The organism is Streptomyces sp. NPDC046349 (genome assembly GCF_055587885.1).
The window spans coordinates 154,051-178,982 of the sequence record NZ_JBVJFK010000009.1 but is presented as its reverse complement, the minus strand read 5'-3'; the positions used below and the strand labels follow the sequence as shown (position 1 = coordinate 178,982).

Annotated in this window: 32 protein-coding genes; 12 read left to right on the top strand and 20 right to left on the bottom strand. The window is 73.2% G+C overall.

Features of this window, described 5'->3' with window-relative positions:
• Positions 1 to 4: 4 nt before the first annotated feature.
• On the bottom strand, positions 5 to 1,099 hold the full coding sequence (locus ACZ6JS_RS22295) for an alpha/beta hydrolase-fold protein (protein WP_469300220.1): 1,095 nt from the start codon (positions 1,097 to 1,099) through the stop codon (positions 5 to 7).
• 93 nt (positions 1,100 to 1,192) lie between these two features.
• Here ACZ6JS_RS22295 and ACZ6JS_RS22290 point away from each other — a divergent pair, with 93 nt between their 5' ends.
• Positions 1,193 to 1,405, top strand: a complete 213-nt coding sequence (locus ACZ6JS_RS22290) for an MbtH family protein (protein WP_469300218.1) — start codon at positions 1,193 to 1,195, stop codon at positions 1,403 to 1,405.
• 57 nt (positions 1,406 to 1,462) lie between these two features.
• Positions 1,463 to 3,040, top strand: coding sequence for an amidohydrolase (locus tag ACZ6JS_RS22285; protein WP_469300216.1), 1,578 nt, complete (start codon positions 1,463 to 1,465; stop codon positions 3,038 to 3,040).
• Positions 3,041 to 3,056: 16 nt separating this feature from the next.
• Here the strand turns inward: ACZ6JS_RS22285 and ACZ6JS_RS22280 are convergent, their stop codons facing one another.
• Positions 3,057 to 3,410 (bottom strand): hypothetical protein, encoded by a 354-nt coding sequence (locus tag ACZ6JS_RS22280; protein WP_469300215.1) that lies wholly within the window; start codon positions 3,408 to 3,410, stop codon positions 3,057 to 3,059.
• Between the two features lie 269 nt (positions 3,411 to 3,679).
• Between ACZ6JS_RS22280 and ACZ6JS_RS22275 the strand changes: the two genes are divergently transcribed.
• On the top strand, positions 3,680 to 4,111 hold the full coding sequence (locus ACZ6JS_RS22275) for an SsgA family sporulation/cell division regulator (RefSeq protein WP_469300214.1): 432 nt from the start codon (positions 3,680 to 3,682) through the stop codon (positions 4,109 to 4,111).
• A gap of 130 nt (positions 4,112 to 4,241) precedes the next feature.
• Here the strand turns inward: ACZ6JS_RS22275 and ACZ6JS_RS22270 are convergent, their stop codons facing one another.
• Complete coding sequence (locus ACZ6JS_RS22270) at positions 4,242 to 4,619, bottom strand: helix-turn-helix transcriptional regulator (RefSeq protein ID WP_469300213.1); 378 nt, start codon at positions 4,617 to 4,619, stop codon at positions 4,242 to 4,244.
• Positions 4,620 to 4,803: 184 nt separating this feature from the next.
• On the opposite strand from ACZ6JS_RS22270, the gene ACZ6JS_RS22265 reads away from it, so the two are divergent.
• Together ACZ6JS_RS22265 and ACZ6JS_RS22260 are read left to right on the top strand one after the other, a co-directional pair.
• A complete protein-coding gene (locus ACZ6JS_RS22265) occupies positions 4,804 to 5,733 on the top strand; it encodes a SigB/SigF/SigG family RNA polymerase sigma factor (RefSeq protein WP_469300211.1) in 930 nt (309 codons plus the stop codon).
• 87 nt (positions 5,734 to 5,820) lie between these two features.
• On the top strand, positions 5,821 to 6,927 hold the full coding sequence (locus ACZ6JS_RS22260) for a mechanosensitive ion channel family protein (protein ID WP_469300210.1): 1,107 nt from the start codon (positions 5,821 to 5,823) through the stop codon (positions 6,925 to 6,927).
• On the opposite strand, the gene ACZ6JS_RS22255 is transcribed toward ACZ6JS_RS22260, so the two are convergent.
• The 8 genes from ACZ6JS_RS22255 to ACZ6JS_RS22220 form a co-directional block, all read right to left on the bottom strand.
• Positions 6,908 to 7,750: a class II glutamine amidotransferase gene (locus ACZ6JS_RS22255; RefSeq protein ID WP_469300209.1), complete on the bottom strand. Its 843-nt coding sequence runs from the start codon at positions 7,748 to 7,750 to the stop codon at positions 6,908 to 6,910. The genes ACZ6JS_RS22260 and ACZ6JS_RS22255 overlap by 20 nt on opposite strands.
• 157 nt (positions 7,751 to 7,907) lie before the next feature.
• Positions 7,908 to 8,159: an EF-hand domain-containing protein gene (locus ACZ6JS_RS22250; protein ID WP_469300207.1), complete on the bottom strand. Its 252-nt coding sequence runs from the start codon at positions 8,157 to 8,159 to the stop codon at positions 7,908 to 7,910.
• A 295-nt stretch (positions 8,160 to 8,454) separates the two neighbouring features.
• The gene (locus tag ACZ6JS_RS22245; RefSeq protein ID WP_469300205.1) at positions 8,455 to 9,540 is read right to left on the bottom strand and encodes a PI-PLC domain-containing protein; all 1,086 of its coding nucleotides are present in this window, start codon (positions 9,538 to 9,540) and stop codon (positions 8,455 to 8,457) included.
• 331 nt (positions 9,541 to 9,871) lie between these two features.
• On the bottom strand, positions 9,872 to 10,381 hold the full coding sequence (locus tag ACZ6JS_RS22240) for a hypothetical protein (RefSeq protein WP_469300204.1): 510 nt from the start codon (positions 10,379 to 10,381) through the stop codon (positions 9,872 to 9,874).
• A 104-nt stretch (positions 10,382 to 10,485) separates the two neighbouring features.
• The gene (locus tag ACZ6JS_RS22235) at positions 10,486 to 11,415 is read right to left on the bottom strand and encodes a 2-dehydropantoate 2-reductase (protein WP_469300203.1); all 930 of its coding nucleotides are present in this window, start codon (positions 11,413 to 11,415) and stop codon (positions 10,486 to 10,488) included.
• A complete protein-coding gene (locus tag ACZ6JS_RS22230) occupies positions 11,412 to 12,380 on the bottom strand; it encodes a DMT family transporter (protein WP_469300201.1) in 969 nt (322 codons plus the stop codon). The genes ACZ6JS_RS22235 and ACZ6JS_RS22230 overlap by 4 nt, the downstream gene beginning before the upstream one ends.
• Before the next feature lie 86 nt (positions 12,381 to 12,466).
• Positions 12,467 to 13,201 carry an ArsR/SmtB family transcription factor gene (locus tag ACZ6JS_RS22225; RefSeq protein WP_469300200.1) on the bottom strand — a complete coding sequence of 245 codons (735 nt, stop codon included), beginning with the start codon at positions 13,199 to 13,201 and terminating at the stop codon, positions 12,467 to 12,469.
• 53 nt (positions 13,202 to 13,254) lie between these two features.
• A complete protein-coding gene (locus ACZ6JS_RS22220) occupies positions 13,255 to 13,779 on the bottom strand; it encodes a hypothetical protein (protein WP_469300199.1) in 525 nt (174 codons plus the stop codon).
• 136 nt (positions 13,780 to 13,915) lie between these two features.
• On the opposite strand from ACZ6JS_RS22220, the gene ACZ6JS_RS22215 reads away from it, so the two are divergent.
• Entirely contained in the window at positions 13,916 to 14,752 is an 837-nt protein-coding gene (locus ACZ6JS_RS22215; protein ID WP_469300197.1) for a class I SAM-dependent methyltransferase, read from the top strand.
• A 208-nt stretch (positions 14,753 to 14,960) separates the two neighbouring features.
• Here ACZ6JS_RS22215 and ACZ6JS_RS22210 read toward each other — a convergent pair whose 3' ends face one another.
• Complete coding sequence (locus tag ACZ6JS_RS22210; protein WP_469300196.1) at positions 14,961 to 15,455, bottom strand: NUDIX hydrolase; 495 nt, start codon at positions 15,453 to 15,455, stop codon at positions 14,961 to 14,963.
• Positions 15,456 to 15,515: 60 nt separating this feature from the next.
• Positions 15,516 to 17,141, bottom strand: a complete 1,626-nt coding sequence (gene dacB / locus ACZ6JS_RS22205) for a D-alanyl-D-alanine carboxypeptidase/D-alanyl-D-alanine endopeptidase (RefSeq protein WP_469300195.1) — start codon at positions 17,139 to 17,141, stop codon at positions 15,516 to 15,518.
• Positions 17,142 to 17,315: 174 nt separating this feature from the next.
• Here dacB and ACZ6JS_RS22200 point away from each other — a divergent pair, with 174 nt between their 5' ends.
• Positions 17,316 to 17,519 carry a hypothetical protein gene (locus tag ACZ6JS_RS22200; protein ID WP_469300193.1) on the top strand — a complete coding sequence of 68 codons (204 nt, stop codon included), beginning with the start codon at positions 17,316 to 17,318 and terminating at the stop codon, positions 17,517 to 17,519.
• 82 nt (positions 17,520 to 17,601) lie between these two features.
• Here the strand turns inward: ACZ6JS_RS22200 and ACZ6JS_RS22195 are convergent, their stop codons facing one another.
• From ACZ6JS_RS22195 to ACZ6JS_RS22185, 3 genes are all read right to left on the bottom strand, one after another.
• Positions 17,602 to 17,856, bottom strand: a complete 255-nt coding sequence (locus tag ACZ6JS_RS22195) for a hypothetical protein (protein ID WP_469300191.1) — start codon at positions 17,854 to 17,856, stop codon at positions 17,602 to 17,604.
• Positions 17,853 to 18,725, bottom strand: a complete 873-nt coding sequence (locus ACZ6JS_RS22190; RefSeq protein ID WP_469300189.1) for an isocitrate lyase/PEP mutase family protein — start codon at positions 18,723 to 18,725, stop codon at positions 17,853 to 17,855. Before ACZ6JS_RS22190 ends, ACZ6JS_RS22195 begins: the two co-directional genes overlap by 4 nt.
• A gap of 523 nt (positions 18,726 to 19,248) precedes the next feature.
• The gene (locus ACZ6JS_RS22185) at positions 19,249 to 19,647 is read right to left on the bottom strand and encodes a hypothetical protein (protein WP_469300187.1); all 399 of its coding nucleotides are present in this window, start codon (positions 19,645 to 19,647) and stop codon (positions 19,249 to 19,251) included.
• 81 nt (positions 19,648 to 19,728) lie between these two features.
• Here ACZ6JS_RS22185 and ACZ6JS_RS22180 point away from each other — a divergent pair, with 81 nt between their 5' ends.
• Positions 19,729 to 20,037 (top strand): hypothetical protein, encoded by a 309-nt coding sequence (locus ACZ6JS_RS22180; RefSeq protein WP_469300185.1) that lies wholly within the window; start codon positions 19,729 to 19,731, stop codon positions 20,035 to 20,037.
• On the opposite strand, the gene ACZ6JS_RS22175 is transcribed toward ACZ6JS_RS22180, so the two are convergent.
• The gene (locus ACZ6JS_RS22175) at positions 20,016 to 20,918 is read right to left on the bottom strand and encodes an oxygenase MpaB family protein (RefSeq protein ID WP_469300184.1); all 903 of its coding nucleotides are present in this window, start codon (positions 20,916 to 20,918) and stop codon (positions 20,016 to 20,018) included. The genes ACZ6JS_RS22180 and ACZ6JS_RS22175 overlap by 22 nt on opposite strands.
• Positions 20,919 to 21,019: 101 nt before the next feature.
• On the opposite strand from ACZ6JS_RS22175, the gene ACZ6JS_RS22170 reads away from it, so the two are divergent.
• Both ACZ6JS_RS22170 and ACZ6JS_RS22165 read left to right on the top strand, forming a co-directional pair.
• Positions 21,020 to 21,370, top strand: coding sequence for an STAS domain-containing protein (locus tag ACZ6JS_RS22170; protein ID WP_469300182.1), 351 nt, complete (start codon positions 21,020 to 21,022; stop codon positions 21,368 to 21,370).
• Positions 21,371 to 21,435: 65 nt separating this feature from the next.
• Positions 21,436 to 21,894: a DUF5709 domain-containing protein gene (locus tag ACZ6JS_RS22165; RefSeq protein ID WP_469300181.1), complete on the top strand. Its 459-nt coding sequence runs from the start codon at positions 21,436 to 21,438 to the stop codon at positions 21,892 to 21,894.
• A gap of 17 nt (positions 21,895 to 21,911) precedes the next feature.
• Here ACZ6JS_RS22165 and ACZ6JS_RS22160 read toward each other — a convergent pair whose 3' ends face one another.
• Together ACZ6JS_RS22160 and ACZ6JS_RS22155 are read right to left on the bottom strand one after the other, a co-directional pair.
• Positions 21,912 to 22,139, bottom strand: coding sequence for a hypothetical protein (locus tag ACZ6JS_RS22160; protein WP_266495310.1), 228 nt, complete (start codon positions 22,137 to 22,139; stop codon positions 21,912 to 21,914).
• Positions 22,140 to 22,261: 122 nt separating this feature from the next.
• A complete protein-coding gene (locus ACZ6JS_RS22155) occupies positions 22,262 to 22,798 on the bottom strand; it encodes a SixA phosphatase family protein (protein WP_469300179.1) in 537 nt (178 codons plus the stop codon).
• Between the two features lie 113 nt (positions 22,799 to 22,911).
• Here ACZ6JS_RS22155 and ACZ6JS_RS22150 point away from each other — a divergent pair, with 113 nt between their 5' ends.
• Positions 22,912 to 23,277 (top strand): hypothetical protein, encoded by a 366-nt coding sequence (locus tag ACZ6JS_RS22150; protein ID WP_469300177.1) that lies wholly within the window; start codon positions 22,912 to 22,914, stop codon positions 23,275 to 23,277.
• A 43-nt stretch (positions 23,278 to 23,320) separates the two neighbouring features.
• On the opposite strand, the gene ACZ6JS_RS22145 is transcribed toward ACZ6JS_RS22150, so the two are convergent.
• The gene (locus tag ACZ6JS_RS22145; RefSeq protein ID WP_469300175.1) at positions 23,321 to 23,506 is read right to left on the bottom strand and encodes a hypothetical protein; all 186 of its coding nucleotides are present in this window, start codon (positions 23,504 to 23,506) and stop codon (positions 23,321 to 23,323) included.
• A gap of 161 nt (positions 23,507 to 23,667) precedes the next feature.
• Between ACZ6JS_RS22145 and ACZ6JS_RS22140 the strand changes: the two genes are divergently transcribed.
• Positions 23,668 to 24,906 (top strand): FUSC family protein, encoded by a 1,239-nt coding sequence (locus ACZ6JS_RS22140; RefSeq protein WP_469300172.1) that lies wholly within the window; start codon positions 23,668 to 23,670, stop codon positions 24,904 to 24,906.
• Positions 24,907 to 24,932 lie beyond the last annotated feature (26 nt).

The following is a 24,932-nucleotide window of genomic DNA, read 5'->3' as shown; positions in this document are numbered from 1 at the left end:
GCCATCAGCCCAGAGCCCACGCGACGTCCCTGAGGAGGGCGTGCCGCCAGGACGCGCGGTCGTGGGCCGACGGCGAGCGTGACACGCGCACGGTCGCGCCGGCCTGGGCGGCCAGGCTCTCGACGAGAGCGCAGTGGGGCAGCATCCGCGCCTCGTGTTCCCCCACGTCGAAGGCGACCCGCAGCCCCGACAGGTCCACGCTCTCGCGCAGGCGCGCCGCGATGGCGCCGCCGAGCGGGCCGGCCAGGGGGTCCGCGAGGTCCGCCGCGCCGGGCGCCCACCAGAACGACGGGGACTGGCAGGCGATCCGGGACACCAGCTCCGGGAACTCCAGCGCCGCGTACATCGCGCTCAGCCCGCCGAGGCTCTGTCCGGCGACCACCAGGCGTTCCGGGTCCGCGGGCAGGCCCGTCTCCGCGACCAGCGGCAGCAGTTCGTCCCGTACCCCCTCCCACAGTCCGGGCCGGCATCCGAACTCGGCCTCCCGATCCCTGGTCGGCAGGAACACGAGGGTGACGGGCGGCATGTCGCCGGCAGCGACGGCCGCGTCGAACGCCGTCATGGCCGGGTGCAGGTACAGCCAGTCGTCCCCGTCGAGCAGCAGGACCACCGGTCCACCGCCGCCGGCCGGGTGGACCCGTACGGTGCGCCGCCCGCCGAGGCGTCCGCTCGTCCAGCGGACCCGGGCGTCCGGCAGGGGCAGCACATGGTCGGCGCCGGCACCGAGGACGGGCCAGTGCGGCTGGGCCGGCGCGTCCGGGGTCGCGACGATGGACCGGTCCCCGCCCGCGCCGAGCGGGTTCAACGGGTCGGCGAACGCCGCGCCGTCCGCGAGGAACTGGTAGGTAACCCGCAGCCGCGCGGGCATCCGGACCTCCGCGTACCAGCAGTCGGTCTCGCCCCACCGGCCGAGCGCCACCGGTTGCGACCAGCTCTCGAAGCCGATGCTCGCCGGGGAGCCGCGCCACAGGAAAAGGGTCGCCCAGCCGCCGCCCTCCCCGGGGACCGACGCGGGCGCCCCCGCTGCCGCCCAGAACCCTTCGGAACCCGGTTCGCCGGGCAGTCCGTACGCGGCGAAGACGTCCTCTGTCGGGCGCATGCGGGTCTCCTTGTGAGCGGCAAGGGGAGGGACTAAGCTCGTTGCAATTAGGCGAGCCTAACCTAATCGTGACGTTCCGGGGAGGCAACGACCGTGAGCACCAACCCATTCGACGACGCCGAGGGCCGCTTCCTCGTCCTGGTGAACGACGAGGGCCAGCATTCGCTCTGGCCGTCCTTCGTCGACGTGCCCGGCGGGTGGACGATTGCCCTCGGTGAGAACACCCGAGAGGCGTGCCTGGACTTCGTCGAGGCGAACTGGACCGATCTGCGCCCCCGTTCCCTCGCCCGCTCGATGGACACCTGACCCTCCACCGCCCGTCCGCCGAGCCGCCGGCCACCACCCCCGGGGGGATCCCGCACGATGCTCTGCACCAGGCTGACCAACGCCCGCTTCCTCACCATGGACCCGGACCATCCGGTCGCCCACGAGCTCGGCATCTGGCGGGGCCGGATCGTCGGGCTGGACGAGGCCGTGGCCTCCCTGCCCGCACGCGAGGTGATGGACCTCCAAGGCGCCACGGTGCTCCCCGGGTTCATCGACTCCCATGTGCACCTGCCCTGGACCGGGTTCAGGCAGAGCACCGCCAGCATGGCGGGCTGCACGCGGATCGAGGACGCCCTCGCGGTCGTGGCCGACGCCGTCGCGGCCCGCGACTCGCCCGGATCCTGGGTGAGCGTCGTCGGCTACGACCAGCGGGCGCTGGGACGCCACCTGACCGCCGCCGAGCTCGACAAGGTGAGCCGGGGACACAAGCTCTACGTGCTGCACGACTCCGGGCACGGCTGCGTCGTCAACACCGCCGTCCTGGACCTGCTCGCCGCGGACGTCCCGCACGAGCACGGCTTCCTCGCCGAGGGCGCCATGGGCGCCGCCCGTGCGCTGCGACTGCCCTACTCCCAGGAGGAGTTGGCCCAGGCCATCGGACGAGCGGCCCGCACCTGCGTGGCCGAGGGCATCACCGCCTGCGCCGAAGCGGGCATCGGGGGAGCCCTCTTCGGGCACACCCCGGTCGAACTGGGCGCCTACCAACTCGCGCGTGACAAGGGCCTGCTGCCGTTGCGGGTCCAGCTGATGGTCTCCGCCGACCGGCTGCGGCCGGTCGGCGCCCACGAGGCCGACGGCATCCCCAAGGCGCTGGACCTGGGCCTGCGCACCGGCTTCGGCGACGACTGGCTGTCCGTGGGCGCCCTCAAGATCTTCACCGACGGCGGCATGATGGCCCGTACCGCCGCCCTCAGTGCCCCGTACGAGGGCATGGACCACGCCGGCCAGTTGCAGGACGACCCCGAGGTCCTCGCGCGGTCCGTCGTCGACGGCCACCTCGCCGGATGGCAGCTCGCGGTGCACGCCATCGGCGACCGCGCGGCCGACGTGGCCCTGGACGCCCTGGAGGAGGCCCAGCGGCTGAGGCCCCGGCCCGACGCCCGGCACCGCATCGAGCACGCCGGCCTGATCCGCCCCGACCAGCTCCCGCGCTTCGCCCGGCTGGGGATCAGCGCGGTGGTCCAGCCCAACTTCCTGCGCTACTTCGGCGACGACTACGCGGCGATCATGGGCGAGGAGCGGGCGCCGTGGCTCTACCGCGGCCGGGGGTTCCTCGACCACGGCATCACCCTGGTCGGCAGCTCCGACCGCCCGGTGACGGACGGCTCACCGCTGCGGGCCGTCCAGTTCATGGTCGAGCGCGCCTCCGCGTCGGGCCGGCTGATCGGCCCGGGCGAGGGCATCGGCGTCGACGAGGCCCTGTACGCCTATACGGTCGCGGGCGCGTACGCCTGCCGCTGGGAGGACAGTGCGGGCAGCCTCACCCCGGGCAAGCGCGCCGACCTGGTCGTACTGGGCGACGATCCCCGGCGCGTCGATGTGTCGGCGATCGGCGACATCGAGGTGGTGGCGACGTACGTCGACGGCCGGGAGGCCGGCAAGCCGACCGTGTGAGCCGGCGGCGGGACCGTCAGCAGGGTCGGACCGGCTGGTGGTCGTGGACGAAGCGGGCCGAGACCCAGCCCTTGGAGCCCTGGAGGCGGTACCACAGGGGGTTTCCGTCCACCCACCCGCCGCGCGTCTGGCAGTTGAGGAGCACACGCTGGCCCGGGCGCAGCGACTTGACGACGCCGGAGTACACCGTGGGCCTCTGGCGCACGTGGAGCGGCGCGTCCGAGACCACCTCGCCGACCGGATAGGCCGCCCGGGGGCCGGCGGGGGCCGTCGCAGAGGCCCCCTGCTGCGGGGCGGCCCACCCCGAGCCGCCCATCGGGCCGAGCGCCAGCCCCGTCACCAGCGCACACATCACTACGGACTTCTTCATATCCGGCCCCGTTCTCCCATGACATCGGCTGACGGGCGGGTCACGACGGACCGTGGTCGGCCGAGAACGCCCGGTACGACTATCCGTCCGGAGGCGGGAGCTTCCGGGCCGACACGTCCGCCTTTCCCCCCAATGGCCCGCACGGCTGTTTCGAACCCGGACGGACGAGCAGACGCTCCATGGCACCCGGTGTTGCCGGTGCCGTTCCGGCCGGACGGCGCGATCCCCGGCCCGGCCCGCCCACAGCCCTCCGTCAGAGACGAGTCACCATGGACCACCGGCCCCGCTTCCCCGAGCAGGAACTGACCTGGACGACCGGGATCCATCAGGTCCGCACCCGGCTGCGCTTCCCGCTCCGGGCCACGTTCCACTGGTCCGCCCGTGCACCGCTCGGAGTCGAGCTCACCTTCCACCAGCCGGGAGCCGACGACGTGACCTGGGTGATCGGCCGCGACCTCCTGGCCACGGGGCTGCGCACGCTGGCGGGCACGGGAGAGGTGCGGATCCGGCCGACCGCCGGGCCCGGCCGCACTGCGCAGGTCCTGTTGAGGCTGGGGGCGGCGCCGCCGTACGCCCTCTTCGTGCTGGACCGCGCGGGGCTCGCCTCGTGGCTGGAGAGGACGTGGGCGGCGGTGCCGGCCGGCTCCGAGGCGGAGCGCCTGGACTGGGGGTTCTTCGAAGGCCTGCTGGCGGACCGCTGAGAGATGTGACAGCCCGGCCACGGGCGGCGGTGTGGTGAACGGCACCGCGGCGACCGCCTGCACGACGGCTCCACAGCGCCGCGCGATCACAGCAGGGGCGACGCCCGATCACAGCAGGGGCGACGCCCGATCACAGCAGGGGCAGGGCCCCGTCGTCGTGGACGCCTTCCACCGAGTCGCGGACGGGCGGCCCCGCCGGTGTGCGCGGCGGCCCCGCGAGGTAGGCGAGGAGGCCGGCGATCTCGAGGCCGGCCTCCGCCGGGTGGCGGAAGCGCGCGCCGGGGGCGATGGCGTAGCGGTTGCGCCGGCCGTCCCGGGTCCTCGTGAGGTACCCGTCGGTCTCCAGGTCCGTGACGATCGCCTGCACGGTGCGCTCGGTGAGGTCGCAGCCCGCCGCGATGTCGCGCAGCCGGACCCCCGGGTCGCGCGCGATGGCGATCAGGACCCGGGCGTGGTTCGTCAGGAAGGTCCAGTGGTTCCGGCGTGAACCCGTGTGCTCGTTCTCCACTCCGACATTCTTGAGTGGCGAATCGCGAAAAGCAAATCCAGAAAAACTTTTCCGGTATAACTTGACGTGTGTCCGGGCCCCCGGCAGGGTGCAGGGAAGCGGAAGGGGACTTCCGCACCGACCGAGCAACGAGCGAGCAATCGCGCAACGCGCCGCAAGCACCTGTGCCCAAGGAGCGAAGACGATGACCATCACGGCCACGACCGAGGCCCCGACCTCGACGACGCCCCCCACTACGGCCGCCGCCCCCGACGGCGGCGCCGTGGCCGCACCCGCGCTGAGCGGGCTCCCCGAGGTGCCCTGCCCCCGGGAACTGTCGACCTGCGACGCCCGGGAGCTGACCCGGGTGTTCTTCGAGCGGCTGCGCAGCCTCGAAGAGGGCACCCCCGAATACCAGTACGTGCGCGGCACGCTGATCGAGATGAACATCTCACTGGTGAACTTCGCCGCACGGCCGTTCCGTGACCGCCCCGGCGGCCCCGAGAACGAGGACATCGTCCAGGTCGGCATCATCGGCCTGATCAAGGCCATCGACCGGTACGACCCCGAGCGGAACACCCAGTTCACCACGCTCGCCGTGCCCTACATCACAGGTGAGATCAAGCGCCACTTCCGCGACACCACCTGGGCCGTGCGGGTCCCCCGCCGACTCCAGGAGCAGCGCCTGCTGCTGGCGAAGGCCACGGAGGAGCTGACCTCCGAGACGGACCACGCGCCCACCCCCGCGGAACTCGCCGCCCACCTGGGCCTCACCGAGGACGAGGTCCGCGAGGCCCTGATCGCCGCCAACGGCTACTCCACCCAGTCCCTCGACGCGGCCCACCAGGGTGAATCCGGCGGTACGGGAACCCCCTCGGGGGCGCACCCCGCCCGTTCGCTGGCCGACACCGTCGGCGACGTCGACCCAGCCCTGGAGGCCGTCGAGGACCGCCAGGCCCTCGCGCCCCTGCTCGCCGGCCTGGACGAGCGCAGCACGCGCATCCTGGAGCTTCGCTTCGGCCAGGAGATGACCCAGGCGGAGATCGGCGAAGAGGTCGGCCTCTCCCAGATGCACGTCTCCCGCCTGCTCAACCGGACGCTGGAGACCCTGCGCGAGGAGATGCTGCACGACTGACCCGCGGTCCGAGGACCTCAGGGGGCCGGGCGTTGCATCCACGCCCGGCCTCCCCGACCCGTTCCCGAGACCAGACACCGGGGAGTCATGAACAGCTTCGTCCGACTGCTGGCCGTCCTGGGCGGCTCCGTCGTGCTCACTCTCGTCGTGGGTCGCCTCGCCGACCTGCTGCTGCGGCGGGCGGACGCCCGCCACCCCGAGACACCACTGTGGAACATGCTGCGCCGCTGCGGACCGTCGGTGCGGGTACTGCTGTTCACCGCGGTGCTGCGCGGGGTGTACCGCCAGATCACCTGGCAGCCGCTGCGCGACCACGAGGCCGCCGTGGGCCGGACCCTGACACTCGTCCTGATCGGGGCGGGCGCGTGGTGCGTCGTCGGCGTAGCCTCCGCCGTGGTCGAATCCTCGTACGCCCGCTATGCGTTGGGCACCCGCGACCCCTCGCGCGTGCGCCGCGTCCGCACCCAGGTGACGCTCATCAGAAGGATCGTCACCGCCGTCGTCGCCGTGGTCGCGGCGGCCGCGATGCTGCTCACCTTCCCCGCCTTCCGGGCCGTCGGCACGTCCGTCCTGGCCTCGGCCGGCATCATCGGCATCGTTGCGGGCGTGGCCGCCCAGTCGACCCTCGGCAACGTCTTCGCGGGATTCCAGATCGCGTTCGGCGACATGGTGCGCATCGGCGACACCGTCGTCGTCGACGGGGAGTGGGGCGTGGTCGAGGAGGTGACGCTCACCCTGATCGCCGTGCGCACCTGGGACGAGCGCCGGATCACCATGCCCGTCTCGTACTTCACCTCGCGGCCCTTCGAGAACTGGTCCCGCGGCGGCATCCAGATGACCGGCACGGTCTTCCTCCACTGCGACCACACCGCGCCCGTGGCCCTCATGCGCGAGAAGCTCAAGGAGATCCTGGACGGCTGCGAGGCGTGGGACGGCCGGGGCTGGGACCTGTCCGTCACCGACACCACCCCCACCACCATCGTGGTGCGGGCGATCGTCACCGCCAAGGACCCGGACGGGCTGTGGACCGCCCGCTGCGAGGTACGCGAACAGCTGGTCGCCTGGCTGGCCGAGAAGCACCCGTACGCACTGCCCCGCGTCGCCACGTCCACCGCCGTGCCGTCGCCCCGCACGGAAGCCCGTGCGGAAGCCCGTGCGGAAGCCCGTGCGGACCTCAGGCCGCCAGTGGGGTGAACGGGTACAGCCCGTCCGCGCCCGCCCTCACCACGCCGTAGCTGCTCTCCGGTACCTCGTTCCACGCCCCGGGCAGATCGCCGAGCGGCTCGGACACCACCAGGCGGGTCTCGTCGGACGCCTCCTGGAGGAACCGGATGTCGGGGTGCAGTCTGCGCAGCGTGTCCACCCGGCTGCTGTAGAACAGCGAGCGCGATGCGCCCTGGCTGGAGTACCGGAAGGCCCACACGCCGGTCCCGTCGGTGACGGCCACCGTCATCTGCATCGGGTACTCCACGCCGTGCTCGCGGCCGACGCGCTCCACCACGCCCACCATCTTCGCGACCGCGCCCGGAGGGTCCTCCTCCAGGCCGTAGGTGAGCGCCAGGTAGAACATCACCTCGGAGTCCGTCGTCCCCTCGATCTCCCCGAACAGCGCGGGGTCGACGAGGAGGGCGAGGTCGCGCCGCATGGCGTGGAAGCCGGCGATGGCACCGTTGTGCATCCACATCCAGCGGCCGTGCCGGAACGGGTGGCAGTTCGTCTGCTGCACGGCCGTCCCCGTCGACGCCCGGATGTGGGCGAAGAACACGGGGGAGGTGACGTGGTCCGCGAGCTCCCGCAGGTTGCGGTTGTTCCAGGCGGGACCGACGTCCCTCATGAGGGCGGGCGTGCCGTCGCCGCTGCCGCCGTCCGGGTACCAGCCGATGCCGAAACCGTCGCCGTTCGTCGTCTCCACGCCCAGCTTGGAGTGGAGGCTCTGGTCGATCAGCGAGTGGGCGGGTTTGTACAGGATGGTGTCGAGCAGCACGGGTGTTCCCGAATACGCCAGCCACCGGCACATGTGCGATCACCTGACTCGTCCGCCCCGTCCGGTTGGCCGTGCCGCGGGCCGGCCGGGGCCGTACCCGCCCGCGTGGGCTCCCCGTCGCCCATGTCATTCTCCCGCCGCCCGATGGGCGCCGCACGTGGACGGCCGCCCTCCCGGGACGGTACGGCGGCTACCAGCCGAAGCGGCGGTCGACCACGGCCGCGAACTCCTCGAAGCTCAGTACGCGGTCGCCGTTCTGGTCGGCCGCGTCGAAGAGCGCCGAGGATTCCTCGGTGTCCCCCACGCCCCAGAAGGGGATGGCACCCTGCGCGGCGAGGGTCGGCCCCTTCGAGCGCAGGGCGCCGATGACCTCGGCCCGGGTCAGGGATCCGTCCTGGTCGAGGTCGAGGGCGTCGAACAACCGACGGGCCTTCTCACTCATCACATGTCCTCTCCGCGGTGCACGCGCCGTCCGGGCCGGCGGGTGCTGTACGCAAAGACGCTGTGGGCCCCCGGGAGGTTGCCGCGCCCGGGCCCGGATCTGGGAGCCGGGCTCGCGTCCGGACCCGGGGCCGGACCTCAGGGCCGGGCCTCGGCTCCCCACCGGTTGAACGGCAGCCGGCCGATGGCGACCGCCGTCCCGCAGGTGCAGGGACCCGGTTCAGGGGGGCGCGGCGCCGGCGGTGGGCGGCGCCGTCGCCGGACACGACCGTGGGCGGTAGGACACAAAGCACCCTCTAGGGGGTGGCGTTGAGCTCGGCGACGATCGAGGCGGGGGTGTGGCCGCTGCCGTCCGACAGGCGGTGGAAGTCGACCGAGACGAAGTTGGGGTCGCGGCCCCCGGCCGCGGGCCGGCACCGCTCGGCGATGCGGCTGCGCAGCTTCGCGCCGTTGTCCAGGGCCGCCGTCAGCACGGTGGGAACGTTGCGGTGGTGGCTCATCGTGAACAGGCGCCGGAAACCGGGCTCCTGCCGGTCCAGGGGCAGGTCGGACCACCGGCTGACGCACGTCAGGTCGTTGCCCAGGTCGCCGAGGCTCCAGAAGTTGCTCACGGTCCACGACCGGTCGTACATGACGCCCAGGTTCTCGCGGTCGGACCGGTCGGAGAAGATCAGCAGCCGCTTGCCGGAGGTGACGAGGTCGGCGACCTTCGGCCATCCGTTCTGCCGTACGCCCCACTCGTCGGGCCGGAACACCATGTCGGACAGCCCCCGGACCCGGCCCAGGGACTGCCGCAGCTGGTCGGCGCTCACGTAGTCCTCCAGAAAGACGGTCACGACCTCCTCGGGGTGGGCGGCGAGGAAGTCCACCACGGTCTGCATCGTGCCGTGGAAGGACTGGCGCGGCAGGGCGTAGGTGGCACCGGCGAAGGTCTTGCAGTCGCCGTGGCACAGGTACACGTCGCTGGGATAGCAGTCGCTCCCGAAACTGATGACGCACAGCCAGGTGCTGCGTTCGTACCAGTGGGTGTCCAGGCTCAGGCCGCGCACGCCGCCTTCGAGCTGGGCGCGCACCGACTCGGACTGGTTCACCGAACTCCAGCGGGAGTCCTCGTAGTTGGTGAAGGCGTTGTGGGTGGTCAGGAAGGACGCCTCGTCGAGGCGCCGGTCGCCCCAGCGGGCGGCCGCGAGGCCGGCCGGCGCTCCGGCCGGGGCCGGCGCTCCGGCAGGGGCGGCCGGGGCCGTGGAGGCGCTCGCGGTGGTCGCCGTACCCAGCAGTGCCAGCAGGAGGAGGCCCACCAGGGTGCGCAGGGCCCGGCCTCTGCGGAGCGCGCCGCTCGGACGGCCGCGAAAGCTCGTGGGCTGCATGTCCATGTCAATCATGTCGGGAGGGTAGCGCGCGGTTGGCCACGCCGCCCCCCTGTGGACGCGTGCGGCCGGTGAACGACGCGCACAGCCCCGCCCCGGACCGTCGTCCACCGGGCCGGGGCCGTACAGAACCCGCACCCCGTCGCGCCGTACGGCCGTCAGGTCGGCAGCGTGCTCTCCCTCGGGGTGCGCTCCGGATCTCACCCGCACGGCAGGACCGGCGGCGCCTCGGGGACGGCCGAGGCCGTACCCGCCGGCCGGAGCGGATGCAGCCGTGCGACGGCCGCCGTTGACGCCGCGCATGGTCGCCACACCGAGAGGCGGACGGCGTGGGACCTGCCGGGTCTCAGTAGCGCAGGGCCCTGCCGGTCTGTGCCGTCACGGTGCCGGACAGCTGGTGCGTACTGCGGGCCGTGCCCTGGCCAGTGCCCTTCCCGGCGACATCCGAGACCGTCACCACCACGGTGTCGACGAGGTTGCCGCTCTCGTCCTCGAACTCGACCTGCACCGCGAAGGACTTCGTGGCGTCGTCGGTGTTCCGTACGGTCACGGGGACCGTCGTGTACCCGTCCGTGCCGGTGGCCACGGCGCCCAGGGACACCTGGCCCTTGGCATCGACCCCGTTCTTGACCTCGGCGAGCTTGTCCTTGGCGACGGCGGCCGCGGACTCGGCTGTCTTCGCCGCCTCGGAGGCGGCCGACGAGACGGCCTCGCCGGCCGACTTCACCGCGGACGCGGCACTGGAAACGGCGCCGGACGGGTCGCCGTCCCCGCCCGAACAGCCCGCGGTGGCGAGCACCACCGCCGCCAGCACCACACCTGCCGCACCACGCGTCCACGCGACCGTCGCCACCATGCCTCCAAGGGTGTTCCGGGCCTTCCAGTCAACGGCCCGGCGGCCCGGACGCCCACTGGACGGGGCATCCGGGTGAGCGGCGGTGCAGGCCCCGCGCCGCGGCCTCAGGGGCGTCCCGCGGCCAGGCGGTGCTCGTGGACGCGCAGGTGGAGCGCAGCGAGGTCCAGCAGGGGAGTGGCCAGGCCCAGCGCGCGGGCCCGGACGGTGAGGTCGGTCAGGACGTGGTCGGCCTCCGTGGGGACCCCGGCGATCAGGTCCCGGTAGAGGGACGGGGTGAGGGGAGAGCCGGGTGCGGTGACCGTCGCCGTGGTGAAGGCCAGCTCGGCCTCGGGAACCGGATGCCCGGCGGCGGCCGACACCGACGCCGCCTCGGCGAGCAGGGACGCTCCGAGGGCCGCCCCGCCCGGAACGGCGTTCACCTCCCCGAGCGTGCCGCGCATCAGGCAGGTGACGGCGACCAGGGTGGAGATGAAGACCCACTTGTGCCACATGGCGGCGACGATGTCCCCGGTGTCCGGGGAGTCGATGCCCGCCTCGGCCAGGACCCCCCGGATCGAGTCCACGCGGGCGGAGGGGCGCGCGTCGGTCTCGCCGGTCAGGATGACCGCGGGCGGCGCCATCCGCAGGATGTCGCCCTCCTCGTTCAGGGTGGTGACCACCTTCGCGACCCCGCCGAGGACCGCCCCGGCGCCGAGGCGTGCGACGAGCGCGTCGAGGTGGGCCACCCCGTTGAGCAGCGGCACGACAGCCGTCTCCGGTCCGACGGCCGGTCCGATGTCCGCCAGCGCCGGGTGCAGGGCGGTCGCCTTCACGGAGAGCAGGACCAGATCGTAGGGACCGCCCGGCGCGTCGGCCGTCACCAGCTTCGGGCTGAGGCGGAGCTTCTCCCCCTGGCCCTCGACCCGCAGGCCGCGGGCCTGGAGGGCCTTCGCCCGGGCGGGCCGGACCAGGAAGGAGACGTCCTGGCCGGCAGCCGCGAGCCGGGCGCCGAAAAAGCCGCCGACGGCGCCGGCGCCGACCGTGAGGATCCTCATGTGCGGTTGCCTTTCGCGGGAGTGGGCGGATTGCCCTCGACGGGATCCGCAGGGGTGCGGGGAGTGCGCGCGGCACGCGGGGCGTACCGGGAGACCGCCACACCGGCCAGGCACAGCACCCCTCCGAGGAGCGTCAGCCAGGCCGGCACCTCGGCCAGCAGGGCCCAGCTCAGCAGGACGACGACGGCCGGGACGGCGTACGTGGTCGCGCCCAGCCGTCCGGCGGGCATGCGGGCCAGGGCGTAGGTCCACGTGGTGAAGGCCAGAGCGGTGGGGACGACCCCCAGGTAGACCATGTTCAGGGTCGCGGAGGCCGGCGCCCGGGGGAGTTCGTCGAGCAGCTGCCCCGTGAAGGGCAGGCAGACGGCGGCGCCCGTCATACAGCTGTACGCGGTGATCTGGAGCGGCGTGCCGTAGGAGAGTGCGGGTTTCTGGGCGATGACGCCGGTCGCGTAGGCGACCGCCGCGAGCAGGCAGAGGACGACGCCGAGGAGCGAGGTGGAGCCACCCTCCCCGGATGACATGGACAGGCCCACGACCACCGCTCCGGCGAAGGAGACCGCCATGCCCGCCAGCAGCCGCGGCGGCAGCGCCTCGCCGAGCAGGCGGGCCGCGAGCAGCGCCATGAGGATGGGGCCGGTGTTCACGAGCAGGGAGGCCGTACCGGCGTCGACCAGCCGCTCACCCCAGTTCAGCGCGATCGTGTAGCCGCAGAACCACACCACGCCGGAGACCAGGACCCCGCGCAGGGCCTCGCGGGGCGGCAGGCCCTGGCGGCGGATCAGGAGCAGTACGCCCAGCACCAGCGAGGCGGCCAGCAGCCGGCCGAGGGCCAGGGCGCCCGGGGAGTACGCGGCCCCGGCGCTGCGGATGGAGACGAAGGCGGAGGCCCAGGCGAACACCGTGAAGGTGACGGCGCCGACTGTGAGGACGCCGGGAGGGGTCGGACTCGAGCGGAACGTCATGCCACCACTCTAGGGGCGCAACATTTCGGCGTCGACCGAAATATGAGTTGAAGTGTCGATCGAGACCGCGACGCACGGTGAGCGGTCTACGCCCAGGCCTGCGGGGTGATCCCCAACAGATCGCCGAAGGCCCGCTCGCCCCCCGCGGTCACCTCCAGGGCACGCCCACCGCCCGGGGGACGCACCACCCATCCCTCCTCCAACGAGCGTGCGCACAGTCGGGCCCCCGCCAGGCCGCCCAGGTGGCGGCGTCGCTCCGTCCAGTCCAGGCAGGAGCTCGCCGGCCGTCTGCGCCCCTCGCCGGCCAGGGCGATGCCGGCCTCCGCGCACCACAGCCGGCCGGCCTCCGTCAGCTCGAACACGCCCTCCGTGCGGAGCAGGCCGCGTTCCTCCATCGCGTCGGTCACCGCCATGCCCAGCCGACCGGCGAAGTGGTCGTAGCAGGTCCGGGCCCGGGCCAGCGGATCCGGTGCACCGACCACCGGCACGGCGTGCGCGGCGTCCCGGTCCGGGACCGCGTACGAGGCGAGTTCGTCGAGGAGTCGGGCCGTCGCTGCGTCGGCCACGCGCACGTAGCTGTGGCGGCCCTGCCGCTCGGTCACGCAGATCCCGGCATCGAGCAGCCGGGTCAAGTGGCCGGAGACGGTGGACGGAGCCACCCCCGCGATCCGGGCCAGCTCACCGGCGGTCCACGCGCGCCCCTCCAGCAGCGTCATGCAGATCGCGGCCCGCGTCTCGTCGGCCAGGGCGGCGGCGAAGGCCGCCAGGCGGGCCGCGGGGGCCGGGGCGTCCGCGGGCGCCCCCGGATGCAACTCGTTCATGCGTCCAGGATGCCGCATGATTTCGGCATACGGCGAACAATGCGCCCCCCGGTTCAGTGGCCGGCCGCGGCCTTCACCAGGGCGACGGCCAGGCCCACCGCCGCGTCGAGCGCGCCGGCCAGCAGGGCCACGGCCGCTCCGCTGCCCATGCGGACGCCGCCGTACCAGCCCCAGCCGAAGAGGCCGGCGACACTCACGCCCGCCGAGGCGTACAGGGCGGTCTGCAGGGCCATCACCCCGAGGGCGGAGGCGGCGATGAGGACCAACGGGCCGACGGCGGACAGCAGCAGGGGGCTGCTGACCCACAGCATGTGCCGCAACTCGGCCCCGGTGGCGAGCCGGGAGTGGACCACGCGGTGTGCCTGCTGGTCGGCGACGAGGGTCGCCAGCCACAGGCCGACGGCTGCGGTCAGCACCGTGGCCGCCGCCCCGGCGGCGTCGGCGTGCTCCGACACGGCGAGACCGATCACCACGGAGATCATCGTGATGGTCGCGTACAGCCGCTCCTTCAGCCGGGCGGCGGCAGCGGCCGCCTCCCCGGCGCGTGAGCCGGCGGCTGTGGCATCGGCATGCTCCATGCCGCCAGCCTAGAGCGCCGCGGCCGGGGGCAGGTGACCGCCGGGCCCCGGGCGTGCCCTCTGTCGTGACAGGTTTCCACGCCCCACACTGATGGCTCCGGGGCGTGCAACGCCCCCGTCACGAGGAGGCGGTGACGTGGTGTCGGAACACTCGGTGGAGCATCCTGCTCCGGTCGTACGGCCCGAGGTCTGGGAGACGTACGGACCTGCCGACCTCAGCGCCGTGCCGGTGTTCGCCGGAGGCTTCATCAACTTCGGCTACTGGCAATGCATCGACCTCGACCGGCCGCTGTCGCAGGACGACCGGATCCGCAGCGAGCAGGACCTCTACCGGCACGTGCTCGACGCCGTCGCGCCCCGCGGCGGCCGCGCCGTGGAGATCGGCTGCGGCCTCGGACTCGGCTGCGCCCTCGCCCTGGACGAGTACGGACCCGCCACGGTCACCGGGGTGGACATCCACCCCCAGCAGCTCCGACGGGCCCGCGAGGCGAACTCCCCGCTGCTTGCCGCGCGGCCGCAGCGGCTGCGCTTCGTCCTCGGAGCTGCGGAGAGCCTGCCGCTCGCAGACGCCGAGTTCGACTGCCTGTACAGCGTCGAGGCGGTCCAGCACTTCCCGGACCTGCCGGCCTTCGCCCGCGAGGCCGCCCGGGTCCTGCGCCCCGGCGGACAGGTGGCGGTCGCCGGCTTCTTCAGCGTCGACGGCGTGCCCGCGCCCCAGGATCGGCTCGCCGGCCTGCTCGAGACGTTCGCCAGCGGACTCGACATCGCCCGGCCCGTCTCCCGGCTCGCGCAGGCCCTCGCCGGAGCCGGCTTCGCAGACGTCCGCGCCGACTCGATCGGCCCCGAGGTTTGGCCCGGCTGGGACCGCTGGCTCGCCCGCCTCTGGGCCCCCGGCACCTGGCCCCGCAACTTCATGGCCGCCTGGGAGCAGCAGATCCTGGACTACTACCTGGTCACCGCCGTCCGTCCGTAGCACCCACCGTGTGCGCACGCCCGCGCGTGACCGGCCGCCGTCCACGCCGTGTACGCCCGGGTCCTGCACCTCGCCATCCCGGTGCCCGACGACCACGACGCCCGCGATCGACGTCCGCCCCGTGCGCCCGTCGGCCCGGTGACCTCCGCTTCCGGCCCGCGCCCGGGCCGGAAGCGCCCTCATCGCGTCCGTGACGCCCTGCGGACGTTCATCCGATCGGCCGCTCCCGGTACCGTCGGAACGCCTCGCGGGCGTCGGGGACGAACGCCTCGTGGCGGACCAGGCCGGCCAGTTCAGCCTCGGTCACCCAGCCGTGCCAGGAGACCTCCGAGGGATCGGGCCGGAAGGGTCCCGTGACGACCACCTCGTGCAGGCCGAGCCAGTACGGGCTGATCGCACCCGCGCACAGGAACTTGAACACGAAGCGGGGACGGGCCAGTACGTCGAGTTCCTCCGCCAGTTCCCTCGCGGCGGCATCCTCGTAGGACTCGCCGACGTCCACTGCCCCGCCGAGCATCCAGTTGAGACGACCCGGAAAACGGGGGGCGCGGTCCGGGCGGCGGTGGACGAGGACGCGTCCATCGGCGTCACGGCACACGATCGTCGCCACGCGGTGCAGCCACCCCCGACGGATCGCCTCACCCCTGTCCACGACGCCGAGAACCTCGTCGTGCTCGTCAACCCGTTCGACACGTTCACCCATGGACCACACGATGCCAGGTGCCCCCGGCCGGGCCTCCGGCAGCCGGGGAGCGGCGGCCGGTCAGGGAGAGGGCGGCGCCTCCTGGAGGTAGCCGGCGATCATGGCGAGGTCGTTCGCGATGGCCACCACGTCCTGGGTGTTCGGACCCGGGGTGGAGGCGCCGTTGACCCCGGCGTAGAAGGGATCGAAACGGCCTCCGCCGCGGTCCAGGTACCCGGCGATGGTGATGGCCCCCACTGCCAGCCGGTCGTTGAGGGCGTCCCCTCCGACCGCCGCCCCGGTCTTGCCGAACACCTTCCCGCGCGCCGGGCAGTCGCGGCAGTTCTCGGCCAGGAGCCCGTCGACCCCGAGGATCGGCAGGGCCTCGCGGAAGAGCCGCGCGTCGGGGGTGCGCTGCCAGTAGCTCAGCATCTGCACCAGTGCCTCGGGCGTTGCCCGGTCGGCCGGGTTCCCGCCCCGGCCGTCCATCAGCTGGAGCTGCCCGCGGTCGACGCCCGCCTCGTCCAGGAAGTCGGCGAGGACCGGGAAGCCGTCCTCGCACTGCCGGCTGCCGTTCGCCACGGCCATGAGGCAGATGCCCAGGTTGGCACCCAGGTTGTGGCTGACCTTGAGGATCAGCTTGGCGTACTGGGCGTAGGGCGGGGAGGTGTACGCGGCCACCCGCGGCCGGCCTTCGTAGTCGCGGGGCAGCCGGGCGACCGGATTGGGGCCGGCCGGGTTCGCGGTGACCCTGACCCCGGCCCGTGCCAGTGCCTGGATCAGCGCGGCACGGCCGAACGCGGCGGGGTCGCCGATGGGGGAGGTGCGCAGCAGCGGCTCGGCGTCCGCCGCGATCGTGCCCGACAGCCTTATGCGGGCGCCGCCGTCGGTGGCCGTCACCGTGATGGCGGTCGGCTCCCCGGCAGCGACCGTCTTCACCGTGGATTCGACCTGGTACGGGGCGACCTTCGGCCGCCAGTCCAGCCGGGCGACCGCGCCCGCCCGGTCCCCGGGGGTGGTCAGCAGGTCGATCAGGTTGTCGTTGACGATCATGGGAGTGGGGGTCGGGTCGAGGACGGGGTCGGGGGCGAACAGCCTGCTGTCCACGATGACGTCCCCGTCGACGCGGGTGATTCCGGAGGCGCGCACCTGGCGGGCCAGCTCGTCCATGCCGGCGAGGGGGTTCTGCGGTGTCAGGGTCGCCCCCGTGAAGTCGTTGGCGTAGGTGTGGTCGAGGTCCGTGTACGCGACCGTGCCGTCGGGGCGCGTCCTGCCGCCCATGGTCAGGTCACCCTGGGCGACGAGGTCGAGGTCGCCGGTCAGTGTGGCGCCGTTGCGCTCGCCGACCGCGTAGACCGGGGTCACGAAGCGGTGTTCGGAGCCGAGCGTGTGCCACGGGCCGGAGACGCTGACCAGCTTGGCGGTGGACCCGGGGATGAAGAACTGGCCGGGGAACATGCTGTGGACCACGCGGCCGCCGTCCGGTCCGGTCTGCAGCAGACCCCACTGGGCATGGCGGTACTCCGGCTTCCGCATGATTTCCGTGATGCGCGGGTCGAGCCCGCCGGAGGCGCTCGGAGAAGGGGAGGGGGCCGGGGGCGGAGCCGCCCCGGCCGCCGTACCGGTGGCCGGGACCAGGATCAGGAGCGCGGCGCAGGCGGCGGCCAGGCCGCGGCGCAGCGGTGCGGAGAGGTGCGGACCGTTCACAGCGCGCTCCGTTCGTCGCGGCTGTCCTCCCCGAGGCCTGTGAACAGCGTGGCACGGCCGGTTCGGGCATGCACGTCTCGCGTGCAGGCCGCCGATGTCGCCGGCGTCGCCGTATGGACGCGCCCGAATCGGTCACCCGGTGTGACCTCCGCCGGGCAAGATCGTTCTCAGGGCATGCGTCTGAAGGTACGAACCGCCGCCCTTGCCCTGGCCCTCGCGGGCTGCGCCCTCTCGGCCGCCACGGCCGCCCACGCCGCGGGGGCCGCTTCCGGGTCGGCAGCCGCGGCGGTGTCCGCGCCGGCCGCCGCCCCGACCGACGACCTGACCGACGACGTCACCGACGTGGTCGAGGATGTGGACCTGTTGGGACAGGACTGACACCCGCCCTTACCGGAGAACGGCCGAACGGCCGGCCCGCTTCGGCGGGCCGGCCGTTCCCGTCGCCGGGTCGGGCGGGGTCTCAGTCGTTGCCGCCGGCGGGGCGCACCGCTTCGACGAGGGTGGCGAGCAGGTCGACGGCACTGCCCTCGTGATCGCTGCCCGCCGCCCCGCTCCCGGTCTGGAGATTGGCCGCGCGGTCGACCTCGACCACGGAGTCGGAGTGCGAGTTGTCGATGACGGTGATCAGGCTGCCGCCGGCGGCGGCCGGTGCCGCACCGCCGCCGACGACGGCCACCGCGAGCGCTGCCGCGGCACGGATGCGGGCGCCGTTCACACCTTCACGCTCTCGCGCGCCACCGGGACGGGGTGGTGGCGCGAGATGTTCTTCGTCAGCAGCCGCGTGGACTCGCCGACCCCGACCTCCTCGCCCCCGTCGGCCGCGGGCAGCCGCCCGTCGGAGAGCCGCAGTTCGGCCAGGGCGGTGTCCATGGCCTTGTGCGCGGCGAACAGGCACGGGGTGCTGTAGATGGCCACGTCGACGCCGAGGTCGGTCAGCTCGGTGAGCGAGAGCCGCGGCGACTTCCCGCCGGCGATCTGGTTGAACAGCAGCGGCTTGCTGCCGACCGCCTCGCGGATCCGCTCGATCCACTCCACGCTGCGGACGCCGTCGACGAGCACGACGTCCGCGTCGGTCGCCGCCAGGGCCTGCGCGCGGTGGATGATGTCGGCCTCCTCCGTCGCATCGGTCCGCGCGACGACGACCAGGTCCTTGCGGGTCGCCAGCACCATCTCCAGCTTCTCCAGGTACTCGCCGAGCGGGAGCACCTGCTTGCCGTCGGCGTGACCGCAGCGCCGGGGCCGCTTCTGGTCCTCCAGGATGACGCCGGAGGCGCCCATCCGTTCCAAGCCCTCCACGACGTGGCAGGCCACTTCGGGGTCGACGTAGCCGTCGTCGATGTCGACGAGCAGGTGGTGACGGGGGAAGGCGCCGCGCAGTCGCTGGACGAAGGCCACCATGTCGGGCCAGGCGATGAATCCGATGTCGGGCAGCCCGTAGTAGGAGGCGGCGAACCCGAACCCGGACACGAACATCCCGTCGTAGTGCTCGGCCGCCACCGAAGCCGAGTACATGTCGTACACCCCGATGAGCGGCGTGGTGCCCGGCTTGGCGATCTGTTCCCGCAGCTTGTTCCCGTAAGTCATCGTTCGGTTCCTCCGAGGAGCGCATCGGCACAGGGAGGGCAGAGAGCCGCGCCACCAGGACTCTTTACCCAAAGCAGATCCTTCCTTGGTGAAGAGCAGAACTTTCGCGGATGAAGCCTTTACTCACCCCTACGGCGTAGCCGGTTCACCACAGAAACGTCACCCCAGGTGCGGTGAGCGCGACGGGGAACCGTGCAGCCCCGGGGCGGGACGGCCGGCTCGAGGCCTCGCAGGGCAACCGGCATCCGGGCGGTCCGGGCGGGGCCCTTACGGAATGCGGGCGCGGGGCCACCGGCCCTGCCGGGGGTCCGGCGGGGGACGACCGGCCGGTGCCGCCGGGCCGGCGAGCCGGTAGTCGACCCGAGGACCTCCACCCGGTAGTCGTCCGGCGGGGTGCGGGCCGTGCGGCCGGCGGCCGGGTCGGGGCGCGCCCGTGCCAAGGCCGCCGCTCACGGCGACGCGGCGCCCCCGCAGGTGCCGGACCGGGCCTGCGCGCCCCGTCGCCGGGGTCTGAAAGGCCGGGTCAGGCCGGGATGAAGAGCTCCGCCTGCGCCTCGTCGAGGACGAAGCCGTTGTCGAGGCGGACGCGGACCGTCACCTGCGACCCGTGTTGCCGGTGGGCGTTCCATCCGGGTTCGAGAGAAGCCACCTGCTCCTCCAGCTGCCGCCTGCTCGCCGGGGGCATCTGGTGGCCGAAGTCGTCCAGGAGCGCCTTGAGCCGTACGTACTCGCGCACCTCGGGGCTCTGCTCCCGTTCGCGGGGCGCGTCCACCCGCTCGACGGTGCCCGGGGTACCCGACGCGAGGGAGAGCGAGCCGGCGACCGGGTCCTCGCCGGCCGGGGAGCCCTCGGCCGGGACGACCGTCCCGGCCAGCCTGAGGTCTGCCGCCAGCGTGACCCGCTGGCCTTCCTGGAACGTCATCGGTCGTTCACTGCTCCGGTCGGGACTGGTGGAGGGGGGAGGGGTGGCCGCCGTGTCGGTGGCGCCGTCTAGTCTCCCACCATGTCAGTCAATATCGATCTTGCATTCACGGTCACCGGGGTCACCGACGAGCCGCAGGCCCGGGAGATCGTCGGCGCTCTCGAGGAGCTGCTGCGCGAGGAGTCCATGGGCGGCTACGTCGGCATCACGGTGGACGTGGACGAAGAGGGCTCGTTCCTCGTCACGGGGAAGAACCGCTTCCCGCTCGGCATCTCGCGCTTCGACCTGTGGCAGCCGCACTTCGAGGGGCTCTTCGCGATGACGGTCGCCGAAGTGGCCGCCGCTGCGAGGCCGCAGATCACCTGGGGCTACCCGGACGAAGGGTACTGAGCCGCACGGCCCGGAGCAGGGGGCAGAGCCCAGCGGATCGCCCTGGTCACGGCCCGGCCGCCCGCCCGGGCGGCAGGGCCGGGCACCCGGCCGGCCGCGGTACCCGAACCGGCGGTGACGGCCGTCCTCGCCCACGCCGGCAGCAGGTCCACGGCCGCCGCCGCGAGCAGCGCGTACGGCAGCCGGGCGGCCCCCGGCAGCGGCGGATCGGTCAGCAGGAAGTGCGCCGTGTCCCGGGACGCGGCCGTCGGCCTCAGGACGGGCCGGTACCGCGCCATCCCCAGCGCCAGTTCCCGTACATTCTCCGGCGGTCGGTCCACGCCCAGCGCCCGGGCCACCCGCGCCGTGTCGGCGAGGTACGCGTCGCAGCCCGCCGGATCCAACGGGCGCCTGCCGTAGAGCTGATGGGCCCGCAGGAAGCAGGCCGCCTCGGCGGCGTGCACCCAGCCCAGCAGCTCCGGATCGTCGGCCCGGTACGGTACGCCGTCGGCCGTGCGGCCCCGGACGCGGGCGTGCACCGCCCGGACGCGGGCCACCGCCGCCTCGGCGTCGGCGCTCGTACCGAAGGTGGTGACCGCCAGGAAGGTACTGGTCCGGTGCAGGCGCCCCCATGGGTCGCCGCGGTAGCCGGAGTGCGCCGCCACGGCGGCCATCGCGACGGGGTGCAGGGACTGCAGCAGCAGGGCGGCCAAGCCGCCGACGAACATGGACGCGTCCCCGTGGACCTGCCTGACCGGCCGGTCCGGCCCGAACCAGCGAGGTCCGGGCGTCAGGTGGATGCGCTCCCGGTTGCGGGCTCCGTCAGGACCGGCGACGCGCAGGAACACCGCCTCGCCGGCTTGCCGCCTGATCCGCCGGACGGCCGTCGTCGGGCTCGCCATGCGCCCAGTATGCGCCCGGCCGCGCTCCGCGGTCCCATGGACGCACGGACGGTTGACGGACGCCGCGACGGGCAGGTGTCCCATGTACGAGGAGGTACCCCATGGCTGCCGAGAACGCGTCCGTACCGCAAGCCGCCGCCGGCCCCGAGCACGGTGACCCCTACGTGGTGCGGGTGAGCGGCGGCATGGATCTGGACCACGTGGGCCAGCTGCGGACGACCCTCGCCGCGGCCTCGGCGCAGGCGCCCCGACGCGCCGTCATCACCGTCGACCTGCGGAATTCCTCTTTCTGCGACTCCGCGGGACTCGACACGCTGCTGGATGCCCGGCGTCAGGCCCTCCATGCCGGACACGTCCTGCACCTGGCGGCGCCCAGCCACCAGCTGCTGAGGCTGCTCGAACTCACCGGTTCGGGCGGCTCCTTCCCCCTGGACGCCACCGTGCCCGGCTGAGCACGCCGGGAACCGGTGCGCCCCCCGTCGGCGGCACGCCGAACCCCCACCGATCGGAGAACCCGATGAGCAGCGCCGACGAAGCCTACGGCGACCACGTCTATCAGCCGCAGGAGAGCGACGAGTCGGCCGAGGCGCAACCCGACCTGGAGAACACCCTCGACGAGCCGGGCCTCGACGACACCCTCGACACCGCGTACGTACCGCTCGACCGTCCCCTGGCCGTCGACGACAGGGGTACGACCGCCGCCGAGGCGCGCACGGGGGAGACGCTGGAACAGCGCCTCGCACGCGAGCAGCCGGAAGTGTCCGACCATGACGAGGTCGGCGACGAGGCGGGCGACGCCCTGTTGGCAGGACCGGACCGGGCGGGCCGGCTGGCCGCGGTGGACGACTCGGCACCGCAGCGCCACATCTCCGTACTCGCCCGCGACGTCGGGATCGACGGCGGCGCGGCGTCGGCCGAGGAGGCGGCCGTCCACGTCGTCGAGGAGCTGCCGCCGGCCGAGGACACGGACGCCTGAGGGCCGGGCGCACGGGGTCAGATGATGTGGATGCGCTCCAGGGCGCCCTCCGTGTCGCGGATCATCAGGTCGTTGCCCTTGGCGCGTTCACGCTCGATGAAGCCGAGCAGGAGCACGGCCCGGTTGATCACGTCGGACTTGCTGACGCCGGTCGCGGCCGTCAGCTCCGAGACGACCGTGACCGCCGGGGGGCAGAGGGTCACGGAATACCGCTCGGTGTCCGGGTGAGGGGGCAGCTGATCCATGGCGCGGTTCCTTCCTGAAGGGCAGAAGGAGACCATGGTCGCATCACATCGGCGCGGCTGTGCATCAATTTCGGTGCGGATGTGCACCAAACCCGTGCAGCTCGGTGCTCGGTGAGGCCCCGTCAGTGATCCGGCGCCCACATGGCGGTGAGCCGCCCCCTGCCGGGGAGCAGCTCCTCCCAGCCGCCCGGAAGATCCACCACGACCACGCCGGACGTCGGGAACCCGTCCCGCAGCTGCTCCAGGAGCTCCTCCGGACCGCTCCCGCACAGGGCCGTGGCCAACTCGTGGATGCCGGTGTTGTGGCCGACCAGCGCCAGGCAGGCCAGCCCCGCTCCGCGCTCCGCCAGTACGGTGACCAGCATGCTCGGCGCCGCGTTGTAGAGCCTCTCGTCGTAGACGGCGTCCGGGGGGTCCGCCAGGGCCGGGACCAGCAGCTGCCAGGTCTGCCGCGTCCTGCGCGAGGGCGAGCACAGCGCCAGATCCGGCCGGTAGCCGTTCTCGGCCAGCCAGCGTCCCGTCCGGGGCGCGTCGGCCCTGCCGCGCGCGCCCAGGGCGCGCTCGAAGTCCTCGGCGGGGTCGCCCTTCGGCACCGCCTTGGCGTGCCGTACCAGCAGCAGTCGACTTCCGGTCGCGCGCGGCTCGGGGTCCGAGGACATGGCGCTCTCCCTTCCGGCTGGTCCGCGTACGGCAACACGCGTACACGGTCATCGTGCGGTCGGTCCGGCACGCGCGCACCCGGGCCGGCCCCGTGCGCACTACGCTCCGCAGGATGGAACGCGCAGACGTACTCAGGCGAGTGATCGGCATCCTCACCGAGGCCCAGGACATCCGCAGGGCCGCCGAGGCGGGGGAGGATGCCGACGGCCCGGCCGAGGCGGCCGGAGTGGCCACACAGCTGCTGAACGAGATGCTGCCGTCGATCAGCGTGCCCGCCGACGCGTCACCGCAGCAGGTCGCGACCCTGGTGGCCGAGGCGCTCGGCCCGGCCCTGCACACGATGGTCTCCGGGTTCAGCCTGGCGTTCACCAGTCTCGCGATCGCGCACGACGGCGGACGCACGGACGTCTCGTCGATCGAGGTCCTTCAGGAACTCGCCCTGGAGGTCGAGGCCGGCACCTACGACGAAGGCCCCTGAGACCGACCCGCCCCGGGGGCGGGTCCGGCCGGGGCGGAGGCCGTCAGTCGGCGTCCTCGTCGCGCGGGTGGGACATCTTGCTCTCCTGCCGCCTCCGCAGTTCCTCCGGCGTCTTGCCGGCGACCGGCTTGCTTGCCTCGGGGTGCACCGGGTCCGGCCCCGGGTGCTCCTGCGCGTGTTCCTCACGACCCCCGGCCGGCTGCTGACGCCTGTCCTCCGTACCCTTCATGGCTGACGCTCCCTCGCGGATCCGATCGACGCGGACTTCGGACTTCCTCCACCTACCCCACGGGGCACTCCCGACACGGGACGGCACGACCCGGTACGACACGACCGGACTCATGCGTTCCGGCACGCGTCATCCGGCGCGGCCTGGGAAGATGCGCAGTCATGTCGGAAACGATCAGTAGCCTCGCCACCCGTGTCGCGCGGCGCCGCCGCGAGCCCGTCGCCGTCCAGGCCCTGCGCTCCACCGCCGCGGCCGTCATCAGCTACGTCGTGGCGCTCCGCCTGAGCAGCGAGCCGAACCCGCTGACCGCCCCGCTGACGGCCCTGCTCGTCGTCCAGGTCACGCTCTACTCCACGTTGACCACCAGCGTCCGCCGGGTCAACTCGGTGGTCGTCGGCGTCCTGATCGCCATCGGTTTCAGCGCGCTGGTCGGCCTCACCTGGTGGAGCCTCGGCCTGCTGATCCTGGCCTCCCTGGTGATCGGCCACCTGGTGCGCGTGGACGAGTTCGTGCCCGAGGTGGCGATCAGCGCCATGCTCGTCCTCGGCGTGACCCAGGTGGCGGACACCGCGTGGGACCGGGTCCTGGAGACCCTCATCGGGGCGGTGGTCGGGCTGCTGGTCAACCTCCTCCTGGCGCCACCCCTGTGGATCGGCCCGGCGGGCACCGCGATCACCGATCTCGCCCTGCGCATGAGCCGCCTGCTCGACCACCTCGGCGAGGAACTCCCCGGCCCCGGCAGGGTCGAACAGGCCGCCGCCCGGCTGCACGAGGCGCGTCGCCTCGACAACGACATCGCGCAGGTCGACACCGCCCTGCGGCAGGCCGAGGACAGCATCCGGCTCAATCCGCGGGTCAAGGAGGGCCTGCTCTTCAGGCTCGTGCTGCGCACCGGCCTGGACACCCTGGAGATCTGCGCGGTGGTGCTCCGCGTGGCCAGCCGCACCCTCACCGACCTCGCCAAGGCCCGCCCCGACGGCCCGCTGTTCGAACCCGAGACCGCCGCCGCTCTGCGCGAGGTGCTGCGCCACACCGCGGTCGCCGTGGAGAGTTTCGCGCAGCTGATCACCGCCCAGGTGAGCGCCAACGCCGAGGAGGCCGAGGCCCGCCTGACCGGGGAGCTGGCCGTGGCCCGCGTCCACCGCGACCGGCTCGCGGCCCTGCTGCTGGCGACCGCCCGCGAGGACCCCGAGCACTGGCAGTTGCGCGGCGCGCTGCTCACCGAGATCGACCGGGTCCTCGACGAGCTGGGCGTGGAGAAGCGCTCGCAGCGCCTGCTGGAGGAACTCGACGAGCACGCGCGCGCCCGGCACTCCGACGGGCTCCGCGGCCGGCTGCGGACGTGGGGCCGCAGGCGCGCCGGGGCGAAGCCGTCGGGTGACGACAAGCAGTCGGGATGACGAGGGGGGAAGGGTGCGCGAAGGTG